Source organism: Agromyces binzhouensis (assembly GCF_004135055.1).
GTDB lineage: Bacteria > Actinomycetota > Actinomycetes > Actinomycetales > Microbacteriaceae > Agromyces > Agromyces binzhouensis.
The window spans coordinates 1-16972 of sequence record NZ_SDPL01000024.1; the positions used below are offsets into that span (position 1 = coordinate 1).

General features: G+C 69.4%; 19 protein-coding genes and 1 pseudogene. 13 read left to right on the plus strand and 7 right to left on the minus strand.

Translation table 11 applies throughout. The features are described from left to right. Together ESO86_RS02880 and ESO86_RS02885 are read right to left on the minus strand one after the other, a co-directional pair. Positions 1-489 (minus strand): annotated as a pseudogene (locus ESO86_RS02880) (isochorismate synthase); the annotation flags it as partial. A gap of 31 nt (positions 490-520) precedes the next feature. Then, positions 521-805 (minus strand): DUF427 domain-containing protein, encoded by a 285-nt coding sequence (locus ESO86_RS02885; RefSeq protein WP_129233391.1) that lies wholly within the window; start codon positions 803-805, stop codon positions 521-523. Positions 806-1089: 284 nt separating this feature from the next. On the opposite strand from ESO86_RS02885, the gene ESO86_RS02890 reads away from it, so the two are divergent. The 3 genes from ESO86_RS02890 (at position 1090) to ESO86_RS02900 (ending at position 4406) form a co-directional block, all read left to right on the plus strand. Further along, positions 1090-1809, plus strand: coding sequence for a demethylmenaquinone methyltransferase (locus tag ESO86_RS02890; protein ID WP_129233392.1), 720 nt, complete (start codon positions 1090-1092; stop codon positions 1807-1809). 61 nt (positions 1810-1870) lie between these two features. Next, positions 1871-2989 carry a polyprenyl synthetase family protein gene (locus ESO86_RS02895; protein WP_129233393.1) on the plus strand — a complete coding sequence of 373 codons (1119 nt, stop codon included), beginning with the start codon at positions 1871-1873 and terminating at the stop codon, positions 2987-2989. A 37-nt stretch (positions 2990-3026) separates the two neighbouring features. After that, a complete protein-coding gene (locus tag ESO86_RS02900; RefSeq protein WP_129233394.1) occupies positions 3027-4406 on the plus strand; it encodes an FAD-dependent oxidoreductase in 1380 nt (459 codons plus the stop codon). Positions 4407-4421: 15 nt separating this feature from the next. On the opposite strand, the gene ESO86_RS02905 is transcribed toward ESO86_RS02900, so the two are convergent. Together ESO86_RS02905 and ESO86_RS02910 are read right to left on the minus strand one after the other, a co-directional pair. Beyond that, positions 4422-5033 carry a hypothetical protein gene (locus tag ESO86_RS02905; RefSeq protein WP_129233395.1) on the minus strand — a complete coding sequence of 204 codons (612 nt, stop codon included), beginning with the start codon at positions 5031-5033 and terminating at the stop codon, positions 4422-4424. Between the two features lie 127 nt (positions 5034-5160). Then, the gene (locus ESO86_RS02910; RefSeq protein ID WP_129233396.1) at positions 5161-5481 is read right to left on the minus strand and encodes a hypothetical protein; all 321 of its coding nucleotides are present in this window, start codon (positions 5479-5481) and stop codon (positions 5161-5163) included. A gap of 75 nt (positions 5482-5556) precedes the next feature. On the opposite strand from ESO86_RS02910, the gene ESO86_RS02915 reads away from it, so the two are divergent. The 9 genes from ESO86_RS02915 (at position 5557) to ESO86_RS02955 (ending at position 13650) form a co-directional block, all read left to right on the plus strand. Further along, positions 5557-6216 carry a prepilin peptidase gene (locus ESO86_RS02915; protein WP_129233397.1) on the plus strand — a complete coding sequence of 220 codons (660 nt, stop codon included), beginning with the start codon at positions 5557-5559 and terminating at the stop codon, positions 6214-6216. A 254-nt stretch (positions 6217-6470) separates the two neighbouring features. After that, positions 6471-6665, plus strand: coding sequence for a Flp family type IVb pilin (locus ESO86_RS02920; protein WP_129233398.1), 195 nt, complete (start codon positions 6471-6473; stop codon positions 6663-6665). 106 nt (positions 6666-6771) lie between these two features. Then, positions 6772-7173, plus strand: a complete 402-nt coding sequence (locus ESO86_RS02925) for a TadE/TadG family type IV pilus assembly protein (RefSeq protein ID WP_242492174.1) — start codon at positions 6772-6774, stop codon at positions 7171-7173. After that, on the plus strand, positions 7170-8153 hold the full coding sequence (locus ESO86_RS02930; protein ID WP_165307254.1) for a Tad domain-containing protein: 984 nt from the start codon (positions 7170-7172) through the stop codon (positions 8151-8153). The genes ESO86_RS02925 and ESO86_RS02930 overlap by 4 nt, the downstream gene beginning before the upstream one ends. A 47-nt stretch (positions 8154-8200) precedes the next feature. Further along, positions 8201-8965: a Flp pilus assembly protein CpaB gene (gene cpaB / locus ESO86_RS02935; protein WP_129233400.1), complete on the plus strand. Its 765-nt coding sequence runs from the start codon at positions 8201-8203 to the stop codon at positions 8963-8965. Continuing rightward, on the plus strand, positions 8962-10368 hold the full coding sequence (locus tag ESO86_RS02940; RefSeq protein ID WP_129233401.1) for a CpaE/TadZ family protein: 1407 nt from the start codon (positions 8962-8964) through the stop codon (positions 10366-10368). Before cpaB ends, ESO86_RS02940 begins: the two co-directional genes overlap by 4 nt. Then, positions 10365-11831 carry a TadA family conjugal transfer-associated ATPase gene (locus ESO86_RS02945; RefSeq protein ID WP_129233402.1) on the plus strand — a complete coding sequence of 489 codons (1467 nt, stop codon included), beginning with the start codon at positions 10365-10367 and terminating at the stop codon, positions 11829-11831. The genes ESO86_RS02940 and ESO86_RS02945 overlap by 4 nt, the downstream gene beginning before the upstream one ends. Continuing rightward, complete coding sequence (locus ESO86_RS02950; RefSeq protein WP_129233403.1) at positions 11831-12784, plus strand: type II secretion system F family protein; 954 nt, start codon at positions 11831-11833, stop codon at positions 12782-12784. The genes ESO86_RS02945 and ESO86_RS02950 overlap by 1 nt, the downstream gene beginning before the upstream one ends. Positions 12785-12792: 8 nt before the next feature. Next, positions 12793-13650, plus strand: coding sequence for a type II secretion system F family protein (locus tag ESO86_RS02955; protein ID WP_129233404.1), 858 nt, complete (start codon positions 12793-12795; stop codon positions 13648-13650). 18 nt (positions 13651-13668) lie between these two features. On the opposite strand, the gene ESO86_RS02960 is transcribed toward ESO86_RS02955, so the two are convergent. After that, positions 13669-14304, minus strand: a complete 636-nt coding sequence (locus tag ESO86_RS02960) for a methyltransferase family protein (protein WP_165307256.1) — start codon at positions 14302-14304, stop codon at positions 13669-13671. Between the two features lie 218 nt (positions 14305-14522). Here ESO86_RS02960 and ESO86_RS02965 point away from each other — a divergent pair, with 218 nt between their 5' ends. Further along, a complete protein-coding gene (locus tag ESO86_RS02965) occupies positions 14523-15644 on the plus strand; it encodes an alpha/beta hydrolase (RefSeq protein WP_129233406.1) in 1122 nt (373 codons plus the stop codon). Here ESO86_RS02965 and ESO86_RS02970 read toward each other — a convergent pair. Further along, the gene (locus tag ESO86_RS02970; RefSeq protein WP_242492175.1) at positions 15577-16311 is read right to left on the minus strand and encodes an NUDIX domain-containing protein; all 735 of its coding nucleotides are present in this window, start codon (positions 16309-16311) and stop codon (positions 15577-15579) included. The two genes, ESO86_RS02965 and ESO86_RS02970, sit on opposite strands and share 68 nt — an antisense overlap. Positions 16312-16365: 54 nt before the next feature. After that, the gene (locus ESO86_RS02975) at positions 16366-16854 is read right to left on the minus strand and encodes a YajQ family cyclic di-GMP-binding protein (RefSeq protein ID WP_129233407.1); all 489 of its coding nucleotides are present in this window, start codon (positions 16852-16854) and stop codon (positions 16366-16368) included. Positions 16855-16972 lie beyond the last annotated feature (118 nt).

Here is a 16972-nt window from a genome sequence, read left to right on the forward strand (position 1 = left end):
CGCGCCCGGTGCGAAGCGCACGCGCGGCACGTCGCGCTTCGGTGCGGGCGCGGGCAGCTCGACCGGGGCGGTCGGCGCAGCGGATGCCCCGTCGACGAGTTCGATCCGGGTGACCCACGCCCGCCCGTCGCGACGGCCGAGCACGATCTCGGGCACCACGAGCACGCTCGTCGCGGCGGACTCGTCGGCGAAGGCGATCGCGCCGAACGCGACGAGGCCGCTGCCGGGGAGTCCCACGCGGTCGTCGACGTCGGCGAGCCCGGTCACGCGCCGCCACTCGCGGGCGGCGTCGGCGACGCGGCTCGGCCCGTGCGTCTCGATGCGGAGCACCTCGCCGAGGCCGATGATGCCCTCGCCGCGGCGCATCCAGAGCAGCGGATGCCTCGGGTCGAGGCGCGGCACGAGCGGTGCGGTCTCATCGACCGCGACGGTGCGGACGCGCAACCTCGTGTCGGCGGCGGGAGGGGCCGCGGCATCCGTTCGCGTCACCGGACCAGCCTACGCCGGAGCGCGTGCCGGCTCAGGCCGGGACGACGTCGACGCCGCGCCAGAACGCGACGTGCTCGCGGATCTCGGCGGCCGCGTCGGAGGGCGTCTCGTAGGTCCAGGCGGCGTTCGGGTTGCGCTGGCCGTCGACCTCGACGTGGAAGTAGTTCGCGGTGCCCTTCCAGTGGCACACGCTGCGGTTGTCGCTGGCGACGAAGAACTCGGGGCGGATCGCCTCGCGCGGGAAGTAGTGGTTGCCCTCCACCACGACGGTGTCGTCGGACTCCGCGATGACCGTGCCGTTCCAGATCGCCTTCATGCCGTTCCCTTCCTCCGATCGGATGGCGCAGCCGCGCCGTCCACCACGATCCAACGCCGTCGCGCTGAGTTTCCATCCCGATGCATGGAAACTCTCAGGTTCGTGGAGCGGGTTCGCAGGATGAGGGATGCGGTGGCGCCGCAGGCGGCAGGACGACGCATGTGGTCCTGCGAACTCGCACGACCTCGGGGCGCGGCGGGCGAATGGAGCGGGCGGCGCCGGCCACGCGGCATCCGCCCGCCCTCACCGCGCCCGCCCAGCCCGGCGACCGTAGACTCGCAGGCATGACGCGCGCAGACCTCGGCAAGGACCCACGAGACGTCTCGGCGATGTTCGACCGGGTCGCGGCGCGCTACGACCGCACCAACGCGGTGCTCTCGGTCGGCAACGCCGCACTGTGGCGCGTCGCCACGACGAAGGCCGTCGCGCCGAAGCCGGGCGAGCGGATCCTCGACGTCGCCGCGGGCACGGGCACCTCGAGCGCGAGCCTCGCCAAGTCGGGCGCGAGCGTGGTCGCCGCCGACTTCTCGCCGGGCATGATCGAGGTCGGCCGCCGCCGCCAGGCGCACGTGCCGAACCTCGTGTTCGTCGAGGCCGACGCCATGGCGCTGCCGTTCGGCGACGCCGAGTTCGACGCGGTCACGATCTCGTTCGGCCTGCGCAACGTGAAGGAGCCGAAGGTCGCGCTCGCCGAGTTCCTGCGTGTCACCAAGCCCGGCGGACGCCTCGTGGTGTGCGAGTTCTCGCACCCGCCCGTCGGCGTCGTGCGCGCGGGCTACGACTTCTACCAGAAGGTCGTCATGCCGCCGCTCGTGAAGCTGTCGAGCTCGAACGACGACGCCTACGACTACCTCAACGAGTCGATCAACGCGTGGCCCGACCAGCCGACGCTCGCCGGCTGGATCCGCGAGGCGGGGTGGGCGGATGTCGCGTGGCGCAACCTGACGGCGGGCATCGTCGCGCTGCATCGGGCGCGCAAGCCGATCGCCGCCGCGGAGAGGTGAGCGCGGCGCGTTCGACAAGCTCGCAGCATCCGCTCGGCCGGCTCTCGGTAGGCTGGGGCTCGTGAATCCGAGCCACACGGTCCGTCGCGCCTCCTCGCTCGCGGCCAATCTCGGCCTCAGCGAGCGCGTGTTCGCCTCCGCGGCCGACCGTGCCATGGCCCGGGCCATCGACGACGGGCTCGAGCGCGTCGAAGCGGGGCTCGCCGAGCAGGTCCGCTTCGCGGACACGGTGGCGGATGTCACGAGCCGCTACCTGCTCGAGGCGGGCGGCAAGCGCGTGCGGCCGATGCTGACGCTGCTCACCGCGCAGCTCGGCGACGGCTCGGTCGACGACGTGGTCACTGCGGCCATGGCGATCGAGATCACGCACCTCGGCTCGCTGTACCACGACGACGTCATGGACGAGTCGGAGCGCCGCCGCGGGGTGCCGAGCGCGCAGACGGTGTGGGGCAACTCGGTCGCGATCCTCACCGGCGACCTGCTCTTCGCGCGGGCGAGCCAGCTCATGGCGAAGCTCGGGGAGCGCGCCATCCGCATGCAGGCCGACACGTTCGAGCGCCTCGTGCTGGGCCAGCTCAACGAGACCGTCGGGCCCGACCCCGACGAGGACCCCATCGAGCACTACATCCAGGTGCTGGCCGACAAGACGGGCTCGCTGATCGCGGCGGCCGCGCAGTCGGGCATCATCTTCGGCGGCGCCGATCCGGCGCTCGAGGCGCCGATCATCGAGTTCGGCGAGAAGATCGGCGTGGCGTTCCAGCTCATCGACGACGTCATCGACCTGTCGCCCCAGCCGGAGGAGACGGGCAAGGTCCCCGGCACCGACCTGCGCGCGGGCGTCGTGACGCTGCCGCTGCTGCGGCTCGTGGAGCTGGCGAAGGCGGATGCCTCGTCGGCCGACCTGCTCGACCGCATCCGTCGCGACGTACTCCCGGCGCCGGCCGACGAGGCGGGCGATCCGTTCGACACCAACACGCTCGCCGCCCGCATCGTGCCCTCGCGGGCGACCGTCGACGCGATCGTCGACGAGCTCCGCGAGCACGAGGCCACGCGTTCGACGCTCGCGGAGGCCCATCGCTGGGCGCATGAGGCCGTCGCGGCGCTCGCGCCCGTGCCCGAGGGCAGCGTGAAGAAGGCGCTGACGCGCTTCGCCGACACCATCGTGGAGCGCTCGAGTTGAGCCCTGCTCCTTCGACGACGACAGGAGGTCACCGACGGTGACGAGGAACAAGTTGCGCCTGGCCATCGTGGGCGCGGGCCCGGCCGGCATCTACGCCGCCGACATCCTGCTCAAGTCCGAGCGGAACTTCGACGTGTCGATCGACCTGTTCGACCACCTGCCGGCGCCGTACGGGCTGGTGCGCTACGGCGTCGCCCCCGACCATCCGCGCATCAAGGGCATCATCACGGCGCTCCGCGAGGTGCTCGACCGCGGCGACATCCGCATCTTCGGCAACGTGCGCTTCGGCGAGGACATCACGCTCGCCGACCTGAAGAAGCACTACAACGCCGTCATCTTCGCCACCGGCGCCGTGAAGGACGCCGACCTCAACATCCCGGGCGTCGAGCTCGAGGGCAGCTACGGGGCGGCCGACTTCGTCAGCTGGTACGACGGGCACCCCGACTACCCGCGCGAGTGGCCGCTCGACGCGCAGTCGGTCGGCGTCATCGGCAACGGGAACGTCGCGCTCGACGCCGCGCGCATGCTCGCGAAGCACGCGGAGGACCTGCTGCCGACCGAGATCCCCGCGAACGTCTACGAGGGACTGTCGCGCTCGCCGGTGACGGACGTGCACGTGTTCGGCCGTCGCGGCCCGACCTCGGTGAAGTTCACGCCGCTCGAGCTGCGCGAGCTCGGCGAGCTGCGCGACGTCGACATGATCGTCTACGACGAGGACTTCGACTACGACGACGCCGCGCGCGCGGCCGTCGCGGGCAACAAGCAGGTCTTCGTGATCGACAAGGTGCTGCAGCAGTGGCGCAAGCGCGAGACCGGACAGGCGTCGCGTCGGCTGCACCTGCACTTCTTCGCCAAGCCCCTCGAGGTCGTCGACGACGGCAACGGCCGCGTCGGGGCACTGCGCTACGAGCGCACCGCGCCCGACGGCGAGGGCGGGGTCGTCGGCACCGGCGAGATCCGCGAGATCCCGATCCAGGCGCTCTACCGCGCGGTCGGCTACTTCGGGTCGCCGCTGCCCGGAATCCCCTTCGACAAGAAGTTCGGCGTCATCCCGAACCACGAGGGCCAGGTGCTGATCCGCGACAAGGAGACCGGACAGTCGCGCCAGATGTACGGCGTCTACGCGACCGGCTGGATCAAGCGCGGGCCCGTCGGCCTCATCGGCCACACCAAGTCCGACGCCATGGAGACCATCAAGCACCTCATCAACGACCTCGGCAACTGGTGGCGGCCGGAGTCGCCGTCGGAGGAGTCGGTGATCGAGCTGCTCGAGTCCCGAGGCATCCAGTGGACCGACCTCGACGGATGGCACCGCCTCGACGAGCACGAGCAGGCGCTCGGCGCCGCCGAGGAGCGCAAGCGCATCAAGGTCGTGCCGCGCGACGAGATGGTGCAGGTCTCGCGGGGCGAGGTCTAGGGGAGGCTCCGACGCTCAGGCGTTGCAGTACCACTCTCCGAGCAGCGGTGGCGCGGAGGCGAACGAGCCGGCGAAGTCGCCCGACGGGCAGTAGGGCGTGAGCACCTCGATGCCGGTCTCCACCAGTTCGATCACCGTCGGGATGCTGCCGGTGTACGGGTTCGCGATGCACTTCCACACCCAGGTCTCGGTCTCCGACGTGGTCAGGATCCCGGTCAGGTAGGCGCACGCCTCTTCGAGCGTCTGCTCGATGGTGAACTCGGCCGACGCGGACGCGGTTCCTCCGTCGGTGAGCACGAACGTGACCGTGAAGACGTGGTCGCCGACGGACAGGCCGGTCAGGTCGACGGAGTAGGTCGACGCCTTCTTGGTGGTCGAGTCGGCGACGTCGTCGCAGGGGACCTCGCCGCCGTCGAGTTCGCAGACCTGGTCGGCGACGGCCTGGGCTCCACGGTTCAGGTCGTAGGTGATCGTGACGTCCTGCCCGGCGGGCGCGCCCGCCATCGCGGATGCGGAAGGTGCATTGCTGTGCGCCGGTGGCGCGGCGTGCGCTGGCGCGGCGATCCCGAACGTCGCGATCGCGGCGGCGGCGGTGAGGGCGAGCGTGGTGCGGGACAGGATGCGCATCGGGGCATTCCCTTCCGGCGGGGTTCGGCCTTCCGCCGATGGACCGGACGATAGGGGACCTCTGCGCCGTCCGTGACCCCCGTTCGGGTGGTCTGCGCTCGAACGGCTCCGCGTCAGGCCGCTGTGGTCAGGACTGTCGCCCGACCGGAGGCTCGCCGACGTACTCGTGCGCCTCGCGCGCGAGCTCCGACCAGAGCTCGCGGTCGCCGACGCGGACCCACGTGCGGCTGTCGCCGCCACGGGTCGAGTGGAACGGCGACGCGACGCCGCGTTCGCGCAGGTCGGCGGATCGCGCCTCGGGCAGCTCGACGACGAGGTCGCCGCCCTCGAGGAACGCGAAGAGGTGGCCCTTCACGAGCAGCCCGTCAGGCGTGGCATCCACGTCGTAGTCGGTGTCCTGGAGCAGTTCGTCGGTGACCGCATCGAAGGTCGCCTGGGCCTCGTCCATGTCATCCCCCTCATCGGTGCCGTCGTGGGGAGCCTACGCCGCACGCACGGCGCCCGCCGCGCTACGCTGCAGATCATGCCGCTCGCCCCCGTCGCCCTCGCCGTCGGGGCCGCCCTCCTCGGCGCCGTGCTCGGCTGGTGGCCGCTCGCGGCGTGGGCCGACCGCAACATCCGTCGAGACGCAGCAGAGCGGATGCCGCTGCGCGCCCTGCGCGCCTGGTCGGCGGGCACGACCGCCGTGCTGTTCGGGGCGCTCGCGTGGCGGTTCGGCCTCGACCCCGTGCTGCCGGCACTCCTCGCGCTCGCCGCCGCCGGCGTGGCCCTGTCGATCGTCGACCTCACCGAGCAGCGGCTCCCGAACGCCATGGTCTTCCCGACGCTGCTCGTGGTCGCGGTGCTGCTCGTCCCCGCGTCCGCGCTGACGGGGGAGTGGCTCCGGCTCGCGTGGGCGGCCGCCGGCTCCGCCGGCATGTTCCTCTTCTACTTCGTGCTCGCCCTCATCTCGCCGAAGGCGATGGGCATGGGCGACGTGAAGTTCGCGCTGCCGCTGGGGTTGGTGCTCGGCTGGTTCGGCTGGCTCATGTGGCTCGCCGGGCTGATGGGGGCGTTCCTGGTCGGCGGCGTCGTGGCGATCATGGCGCTCGCGCTGCGGCGGGTGACGCTGCGGGGGTCGGTGCCGTTCGGGCCGTCGATGGTGGCGGGGGCGGTGCTGGCGATCGTCGCCTTCGGGGCGTGAATCGGGTCCGTGACTGCTGATCGGTGCCCTGTGTCCCCTGATGATCGGCGAGGTGTACCCCGAATCGCGGACTTTAGCACTGAGGTGAATCCTCTTTGGTTACGCGAGGATCACGTTTGTCCCCCTGCCTGTACCCAGTCGGGGGGTGCCCCGAAATGGGGCATAGCGGCCGATTCGTTCGCATCGATACGGTTCACTGGCCGCTTGCCGAGGTGGGCGGCACCCAAAACTGTTCGACCCGAAGGGTGTCTCTCATGTCCAAGCTTCTCGCCAAGGCCCAGGCCAAGGCCATCACCCGCATCGCCGAGATCCGCGCCAAGGAGGAGGGGGCGACCGCCGTCGAGTACGGCCTCATGGTCGCTTTAATCGCCGTCGTGATCATCGCCGCGGTGACCCTCATCGGTACGAACCTCGAGGCGATCTTCCAGGCGGTCGCGGCCGCGCTCTGATCCAACGGCGCGCGAGTCTACGTCGCGTCTCCATGCACTGGAGGTCGTCTCACGACGGCCTCCAGTGCATGGACATTTCCTGAGGAGTGCTGAACGGTTGAGGATTGTGTCCCTGCGCAAGGAGCGAGGAGCTGCGGCGGTCGAGTTCGCCCTCGTCCTACCCATCCTGCTCCTCCTGATCCTCGGCATCTTCGAGTTCGGACGACTCTTCAACATCCAGATCCAGCTGTCGAACGCCGCACGCGAGGCCGCGCGGGTGATGGCGATCCGCGACAACGTCGGCGAGGCTCAATCGGCTGCGGTCGCCACCGCGCCGGCCTTGAACCCGGCCATCGACCCCGGTCAGGTGCTCCTCAGCGTCGGAACCTGCGAGGACCTCGACGAAGGCACTCCGGTGCACGCGAACATCACGTACACGGTCGACCTCATCATCCCAGGGTTCTGGGAGTGGGCGACCGGCAATACATTCGAGCTCCAGGCGGAAGGGCAGATGGTATGCGGCGGATGATCGAACGGCTTCGGGGCGGCGAGCGTGGCGCGAGCGCCGTCCTCGTCGGGCTCATGATCGTCCCCCTGATCGGCGCCGCCGCCATCGCGGTCGATGTCGGCGCGTTGTACGCGGAGCGCGCCGCACAGCAGAACGGCGCCGACGGCGCTGCGATGGCCGTCGCGACCGCATGCGCCGCCGACGAATCCGCCTGTGGCGCGAGCGCCGGGAGCATCGCGAGCGACTTCGTGCTGCAGAACTCGTTCATCTCGAGCCCCACTGCGCTCGCACCGCAGATCGACTACGACGCCAACCGGGTGACCGTGACGACCGACAACTCTGTGAGCCACCCGCTCGCCTCGGTCCTCACTGGCATCAACTCCACGGTGGTCCAAGCCGTCAGCTCCGCGGAGTGGGGCAGCCCGAACTCGGGAATCGTGCTCCCGCTCGCACTCTCGCTCTGTGAGTTCCAGGACCCGACGCTCGAGATCCGAGTGCTCATCGAGTACCACCAGACCAGTGAGAACGACTGCACCCGCTCCGACGGCCAGCCCGTCGAGGGCGGGTTCGGCTGGCTCGACCTCGAGGGCGGCCAGTGCGAGACGTTCATCGACCTGGACACCGGCTTCGTCGGGAGTGACCCCGGCATCGATCCGGCAGCCGAATGCGCCTACCTCTTCAACGACCTCGAGGGGGAGACGGTGCTCGTGCCGGTCTACGACGGGGGAAACGACATCAACGGCCAGAACGGCGAATTCCACATCATGGCCTTCGCCGCCTTCGTCGTCACCGGCTGGAAGCTCACCGGTGGCGGGCCCGGCGTGTTCAACAACCCCGATCCGCTCTCGCCCGCCTGCGTCGGCGCATGCCGGGGCATCCAGGGGTACTTCACCGAGTGGGTCGACCTCGGAGCCGACTGGGAGGTCGGCGGCCCCGACTTCGGAGTCGACGTGGTCCGACTCGTCATCACCGACAGCCAACTCGCAGACCTGCTCGACTGATCCCGACGACCGGGAACCCCCGCCGCCCGACCCGAAAGCATCCCACCATGAAGACTCGCATCATCGGAGCCCTCGTCGCCCTCGTCCTCGCAATTGTCGGCACCGTCGTGCTCGTCGGATACGTCCGGGGCGCCGACCAGCGGGCCGCCGAGGGGGCCGAGTTCGTCGACGTATACGTCGTCGACGAGTCGATCCCCGAAGGCACGCCGGCGGCTCAGCTCGAGGAGTTCATCTCGCTCACCGAACTGCCGGCGATCTCCGTCGCCGAGGATCGGGTCACCGACCTCGCCGATCTCGAGGGCCTGGTCGCGGCAGCCGAGTTGCTTCCCGGCGACCAACTGCGTGAAGACCGGTTCGTGGACCCGGCTGTCCTCGCGGCTCAGGGTGAGGTGCCGGTGCCCGAGGGAATGCAGGAAGTGAGCGTGGCGCTCGAGGTGCAGCGCGTGGTCGGCGGCGCAATCCAGCCCGGCAGCCGGATCGGCATCGTGGTCACCAACAAGATCCAGCCAGGCCAGCCGAACGCGGAGGGCACGGTGACGACCTCGCCCGCGACGCGGTTCATCGACAACCAGGTGCTCGTCACGCGGGTCAAGGCCGGCTCGACCTTCACCCCGGCGGACGGAGAAGAGACGACGAACGCCGTGCAGAACATCATGGTCACCCTGGCGATGACCACCCCGCAGATCGAGAAGCTCGTCTGGGCGCGTGAGATGCAGGAGGACGACCTCGCCGGAGTCTGGCTCACCCTGCAGAACGAGGACACGAGCACGGACGGCTCGCAGCTCATCGGACCAGCCAACATCCTGCCGTGACCCGATACCTGCTCATCAGTCGCAGCGTCGAGTACGAGTCCCGCCTCGGCTCGATGCTCGGCAGCGAGCTCGCGAGCGTCGCCGGCGAGTATCTGAGCTTCGGCGTTGATCAGGTCCTGGCCCAGGTTCCGGGTCAGGCGCCGCATATCGTCCTCCTCGGCCCGGTGGTCAACTACGAGGAGTCGCGGCAGCTCGTCGAATCCCTCCTCGAGCAGTATCCGCACGTCGGAATCATCGTGGTTCGTGAACAGCGGGCGGACCTCGAGGACTGGGTCGACGGTATGCGTCTGCACGCCGTGCTCGCGCCCGATGCGAGCGAGGCGGTCACGCTGGCGCTCTTCGCCCGGTTGCGTGACTGGCTTGCACAGGCACACGACATCGACACCACCCTCGGCGATTGGGGCGATCGGGCCTACGTCCCAGTACAGGAGCCGACTCACGCGGCGGCCGGTTCAGCCGGTGCCGACGACCTCCTGAGCCGGCTCGTCGCCGGATCCACCCTCCCGCAGGCGGAGTCCGAGGCCGAGCCACCGGAGATTGACGGGCCCGCGCCGGAGCCCGAACCCGAGCCAGAGCCCGAACCTGAGCCGGAACCCGAGTGGCTGTTCCCGGCGGAGCTGCCCGAAGGAGCCAGAACCGATGTGCTGGCCGTCGTCGCCCCGAAGGGTGGCCAGGGCAAGACGACCGTCTCGGTGAACCTCGCGGCGGCCCTCGCCTCCGCAGCGCCCAACTCCGTAGTACTCGTCGATGCCGACGTCCAGTTCGGCGACATCGCGACGGCGCTCGATCTCGAGCCGACCCACACGCTGGTCGATTCCGTGCAGGTCGCCGCGAGCGGCGACGAGCTGGCGCTCAAGACCTACCTGATGCGTCACCCGGAAGGCTTCTACGTCATCCCGGGGGCGGCGTCACCCGAGGCCGGGGACGAAGTCTCGGCGGAGCAACTCGGTGCACTCCTCCGTCGGCTCGCCGGCATCTTCCGGTACGTGATCGTCGACACCACGCCGGGTCTCGGCGAGCACACGCTCGCCGTGCTCGAGAACGCCACGGACGGGGTCTTCGTCACCAACATGGGTGTCCCGAGCCTCCGCGCTGTGAGGATGGAGCTCGAACTCCTGCAGCAGGTCGGACTCCTGCCCTCGAACCGCCACATCGTGCTGAACTTCACGGATCGGCACAGCGGCCTCACGGTCCGCGACGCCGAGCGCATCGCGGGCGTGCAGATGAACGTGGTCATGCCCCGATCGAGCGCCGTGCTCCTCGCGAGCAACCGCGGAGTCCCGCTGGTCCTGAGCGACCCGAGGGATCACGCAGCGGTGGCGTTGCGAGACCTCGCGCTGCGCATCGACCCCGAAGCCCATGCCCGACGCCGACGCACCATGAGAAGGGCGGCCGCAGAATGAGGTTGAACGAACGACTCGACGCCGCGCGGGGCATCCGACGCACTCCGGATGTCCCGCCTGCTCCCGAGAGCCCCGTGGTCGACGAGATCGACGAGCTGGAGCCGTCCGTCGGGCGGAATGATGACGTCCAACCGGAGATCGTCCCGATCCCGGCAGCGCACATCGAACCGACGGCCGACCCGTTGGCCGGATTCAAGGAGTCGGCCGCGCAGGAGCTGTTCTCGCGGATCGGGAACCGCCTCAACGACTCCTCGATGACCGAGGAGAAGCTGCACGCGCTGGCCCGCGCCGAACTCAGCCAGATCGTCGCCACCGAGCAGACCGCGCTCACGAGCGCCGAGCGGAATCGCCTCATCGACGAGATCGCGGCGGATGTGCTCGGCTACGGGCCGCTCGAACCGCTGCTCGACGATCCGACCATCACCGAGGTCATGGTCAACCGCCACGACCAGATCTACGTCGAGCGCAGCGGACGCCTCCAGGAGTCCTCGCTGCGATTCACGAGCGAGGCGCAGCTCCGCCGCGTGATCGACCGCATCGTGTCGCGCGTCGGACGGCGAATCGACGAGTCGTCACCTCTGGTCGATGCTCGCCTCGAGGACGGATCGCGTGTCAACGCGATCATCCCGCCCCTGGCGGTCAACGGGCCATCCCTCACCGTCCGGAAGTTCGCGCGGACTCCGTACACCGTCGAGGACCTGGTCTCCTTCGGCACGATGAGTCGTGAGATGGCGACCGTCCTGGACGCCGCCGTCCGCGGACGACTCAACATCCTCGTCTCGGGCGGCACCGGCACGGGTAAGACCACGCTGCTCAACGTGCTCTCCGCATTTATCCCCACGAGCGAGCGCATCATCACGATCGAGGACGCTGTGGAACTGCAGTTGCAGCAGGACCACGTGGTCCGGCTCGAGTCGCGTCCGTCCAACATCGAGGGACGCGGCGAGGTCACCATTCGCGACCTCGTCCGCAACTCCCTCCGAATGCGGCCCGACCGCATCGTCATCGGCGAGGTCCGAGGGGGCGAGAGCCTCGACATGCTCCAGGCCATGAACACGGGCCATGAGGGCTCCATCTCGACCATCCACGCGAACTCGCCCCGAGACGCCATCTCGCGCATGGAGACCCTCGTGCTGATGGCGGGCATGGACCTGCCCCTGCGGGCCATCCGCGAACAGATCGCCTCCGCGCTCGACATCATCATCCAGATCGGGCGCCTGAAGGACGGAACCCGTCGTATCACGCACGTCACCGAGGTGCAGGGCATGGAGGGCGACATTGTCACGCTCCAGGACGCGTTCACTTTCGACTACTCGGCCGGCATCGACGAGCACGGGCGCTTCCGCGGCCACGCTGCCGCCACGGGTGTGCGGCCCAGGTTCGCCGAGCACCTCGCCGACATCGGGATCCCGCTGCCCATGTCGGTTTTCCAGCCGGAGTTCCGCCCCACTCGGGAGTTCTGATGAGCCCGCTCACGCTGATCCTCGGCGTCTCCATCACGTTGCTCGCGCTCCTAGTTCTGGTGCTCTTCGTCTTCTTCCCCGCTCCGCCTCGGATCAGCAAGAGCCGTCGCGTCGCGCCGGGGGAGGAGATCGACACCGCCCTCAGCCGCATCGCCGGGCGGACGGTCTCCGCGGTCGAGTCGGCGACGCGCGGGACCGACGACAGCATGCGGCGCTACCGGCTCGAGCAGGCCGGCATCAGGATGGAGCCGGCCGGTTTCACAGTGCTCACCATCTCGGCCGCCGTCGTGCTCGCGATGCTCGGGTTCGTCATCGGTTGGGGCACCTTCTGGTCGATTCCGCTCGCCCTGGTCTTCGGTGCGCTCGCGTTTATCGGATCGCGGATCGTCGTCGCCGTGCGGACGAGCCGGCGACGCGCGAAGTTCGAGTACCAGCTGGACGACACCCTGCAACTCCTCTCCGGCGGCTTGCGCGCGGGGCACAGCCTCCTCCGAGCCATCGACTCCGTCTCGCGCGAAGCCGATGCACCGACGTCCGAAGAACTTGCACGCGTGGTCAACGAGACCCGACTCGGTCGAGACCTCGGCGACGCGCTCGGCGTGACGGCGGAACGCATGCAGAGCGATGACTTCTCGTGGGTCGCGCAGGCGATCGCGATCAACCGCGAGGCCGGGGGCAACCTCTCCGAGGTGCTCGACCAAGTCGCCCACACGATTCGCGAGCGCAACCAGATCCGACGGCAGGTGCGGGCACTGAGCGCGGAGGGCCGACTCTCGGGCATTATCCTCGTCGTGCTCCCGGTCGCGGTCTTCCTCTTCCTGCTGTGGGTCCAACCCGCCTACTTCGTCCCCATGTTCACCAGCCTCATCGGGTGGATCGCGCTCTTCATCGCGTTCCTGCTCCTCGTCGGCGGAACCATCTGGATGTTCTTCACCGTGCGCGTGAAGTTCTAGGAGAGCTCATGAACGCCATCGGACTCGCCGCTGCCCTGACGGTCGGCATCTCCATCGGCCTCGTGGCCTGGTTCCTCATCGGCGCGGGCAGGGCACGGACAGCCGAGACGGGAGTCGAGGAATCGGCCGCGACAGCGGTTCAGCGAACCTCCTTCTCCGAGAGCCTGGTCAAGGCGGCCCCGAAGGGCTACATCGGCTGGCTGGAACGCCAGATCACCTTCGCCGCTCGACCCGCGGGCTGGTCGGTCACCCGTATCTTCGTCTGGAAGACGATCCTCGTGTGCACCGTCTTCCTCCTGGGCTGGCTGTTCATCGCGTCCGACCCCGCTCCGATCCGGGTGATCCTCGTAATCTCCGCGCTCGTCCTCGGCTTCTTCCTGCCCGACGTGCTGATCAACAGTCGTGCCCACGACCGGCAGACCGCGATCCAACGCGCGCTTCCCGACACGCTCGACCAGATGACCATCGCCGTCGAGGCTGGTCTCGGATTCGACGCGGCGATGGCGAAGGCAGGCCGGAACGGTCGCGGACCGATGGCCGAGGAACTCATCCGGACGCTGCAGGACATGAGCATCGGGCGCACGCGCCGCGATGCCTACGCGGCTCTCGAGCAGCGCACGAACAGCGAGGACCTACGACGCTTCGTTCGTGCGGTGCAGCAGGCCGACGCATACGGTGTCGCGATCGCCGACGTGCTTCGCGTGCAGGCCGGGGAGATGCGCGTCAAGCGTCGTCAGCGCGCGGAGGAGCAGGCGATGAAGATCCCGGTGAAGATCGTCTTCCCGCTGGTCTTCTGCATCCTCCCCGTGCTCTTCATCGTCATCCTCACGCCGGCTGTGATCGGCATGATGGCGGCGTTCGGCTGACCGGATTCGCCGGTCCGATCAGAACAGCCCGGGCACAAAGCGCTTCGTCCGCAGCTTGTACGCCGCGTACTCGGGAATGTGCTCCTCCAGCAGGCGCTCCTCCTGGATCGCGCGGTACACCTGAATGGCTCCGATCAGGATCAGGATCCCGAACTTGGCCGGGCTCGGCGAGAAGCAGACGGCGCCGGTGAGGGTGATCATCTCCCCGACGTAGAGCGGGTTCCGGATCAACCGGTACGGGCCGTGCTGCACGAGGGTCCTGACCTTGGCCTCCACGCCGAAGCTCCGGCCGAGGGTGATGAGCGAATAGACGGTGAAGATCATTCCCAGCGTCATGAGGATCACTGCGAACAGCTCGACGCCGGCGGGTGCCTCCGAGCCTCCGAGGAACGCGAAGGTGAGCGGGAGGAAGGTTCCGACGTATGCCGCGGCGGTCGGCAGGACTCCCGGCCTCCGTGCCTTTGCGGGCCTCCGGATGATCAAGAGCAGCACGGCGACGAGGTAAAACGACGTCAACAGGATCAGGTAGAGGATGTGCAGGTAGTCCACGATCCCGGATGCGGCTTCGCGCTGGGCCCTGGAAAAGAGCGCGAAGAACGTCAGGCACAGCAGGAAGACCATTGCGGGGACGAGGACCAAGCGCTCGACGTCCATCGTTCTCAGCTGCTCGCGTAGCCGCATGGCCCCTCCGGTGCGTCTGGTGAACGTGCCGGAGCCGTGGCGGCGAGTTTCGGCGACGTGGGCTCGATCTTATCCGGGACGGCCGCCGCGATCGATGGCCTGGGTGGGATTCGCCCAGCCCTCGATTCCACGCCTCCGATCGGCCACGGGGCGCCGCTGCGCCACTGTCCTCGACGCCTAGGCTTGATCGCATGGACCCGGCGACGACCGAGGGGCACCGGGAACGGCCCGACGCGGGGGAGGGCTGGGTGGCCGACGTGCTCGGGCCCGGATTCGAGCAGCTGACGCTGCCGCTCGAGCCCGACGACGAGGGCGACGTCGTCGCGACCCTCGTGCGGTACACCGGCGGGGCTGACGGCGACGGGGCGCCGCCGTCGCGGCGCCGGTGGCGCTGGCCGTGGGAACCCGCGGCCCAGCCGCAACCGAAGCCCGCGGCATCCGGATGCGACGTGCTCTACGTGCACGGGTGGAGCGACTACTTCTTCAATCCCGAGCTGGCGCGGTTCTGGAGCGATGCGGGGGCGCGGTTCCACGCGCTCGACCTGCGGAAGTACGGGCGCAGCCTGCGCGAGTGGCAGACGCCCGGGTACATGACCGACCTGGCCGTGTACGACGAGGACATCGAGGCGGCGCTCGGCGCCATCGCGCGCGAGGGTGGGCCGGAGGCATCCGCTCGGCCGTTGATTCTGGTGGGGCATTCGACCGGGGGGCTCACGCTCAGCCTGTGGGCGGCGCGCAACCCCGGGCGGGCGGCGGCGCTCGTGCTGAACAGCCCGTGGCTGGAGTTCCAGCTGAGCGGGATCGGGCGGCAGGCGATCCAGCCGGTCATCGGGTTCCGGGCGCGGCTCGACCCCATGGGGCCGCTGCCGAACGTCGACCTCGGCTTCTACACGCGGTCGATCGCCAAGGAGCTCGACGGCGAGTGGGAGTACGACCACGCCTGGCGGCCCGACCGCGGGTTCCGCACGCACCCCGCGTGGCTCACCGCGATCCTCGCGGGGCACGCGACCGTCGCGGCCGGCATCGACGTGGGCGCGCCCGTGCTGACCCTCGTGTCGGCGCGGTCGGTGCTGCAGGCGACGTGGGATGACGCGATGCTCACGTCGGACATCGTGCTCGTCGTCGACGAGATCGCGCGCCAGTCCTTGAAGCTCGGGCCGAACGTCACCGTCGCGCGCGTCGACGGGGCGCTGCACGACGTGTTCCTGTCGCGGGAACCGGCGCGGGCGGCGGCCTACGCCGCGGTCACGCGGTGGCTGGAGGGGTACGCACCCGGAACGGACCGCGAAGCGCCGCCCACTGCAGGAGCATGATCGTCTTCGCATCGACGATGTCGGCGCCGATGCGGTCGAGGGCGTCGTCGAGGTCGAGCTCGAGCACCTCGATGTCCTCGCCCTCGTCGGCGAGGCCGCGCCGAGAGCCGGGCGCGACCGAACCGCGCACGTACGGCGCCGCGAAGAAGTGGAGGCGCTCGGTCACCGAGCCGGGACTCATGTAGACGTCGAACACGTGCTGCACCTCGCCCACGACGTGCCCGGTCTCCTCCTCCGCCTCGCGGCGGATCGCGGTCTCGGGATCGTCATCGTCGAGCAGGCCCGCCGCCGTCTCGATGAGCATGCCGTCGGGGTGCTCGTTGACGTAGACCGGGAAGCGGAACTGCCGCGTGAGCAGCACCGTCCGCGCCTCGCGGTCGTAGAGCAGGATGGTGGCGCCGTCGCCGCGGTCGTAGGTCTCGCGCTCCTCGAGGGTCCACGAGCCGTCGGCGTGCTGGAAGTCGAACGTCGTCGCACGCGTCACGTACCAGTTCGACGTGAGCACCCGCACGTCGCGGACCCGCACGCGCGGGTTGCGGTCGAGGTCGCGGCCGACCCGGTCGAGGCCGGTGCGCCCACGGCGATCGGGCACGTCGACGCCGGGCTGCGGCGCGGGACTCTCCGCTGCGACGCCGGCTCGCGGCATCCGCTCGTTCTCGCTCGTCATGCGGCGATGATCGCGTCGGATCGTCGGTGCGTCAGTGCGTCGGCGCGTCGCGCGTCAGCGGAAGTTGACGAACTGGAGGTCGACGTCGAGGTCGGCGGCCTTCAGCAGGCGGATGGTCTCCTGCAGGTCGTCGCGGCTCTTCGACGAGACCCGCAGCTCGTCGCCCTGGATCTGGGACTTCACCGTCTTCGGCGCCTCGTCGCGGATGAGCTTGCCGATCTTCTTCGCGTGCTCCTGGTCGATGCCGTTCTTCAGGCCGATCTCGATGCGGAACTCCTTGCCCGACGGGTAGGGCTCGCCAGCGTCGAGCGACTTCAGCGAGATGCCGCGCTTGATGAACTTCGACTGCACCACGTCGAGCACCGCCTTCACGCGCTCGTCGGTCGAGGCCTTCAGCAGGATCTTCTCGCCCGACCACTCGACCGACGCCCCCACGCCCTTGAAGTCGTAGCGCTGCTCGACCTCCTTGCGGGCCTGGTTGACGGCGTTCTCCGCCTCCATCTTGTCGACCTTGCTCACGATGTCGAACGTCGAATCAGCCATGCGCGCCAGTCTAGCGAGGGGGCCAGCGGATGCCACGGCCCGCCTGGCGGTCGCACCCACGCCGCCCCATCCCGCCCGGCGCGGCGTGGATTCGCGCCGCCCGGCCCGCCCCGCCCGG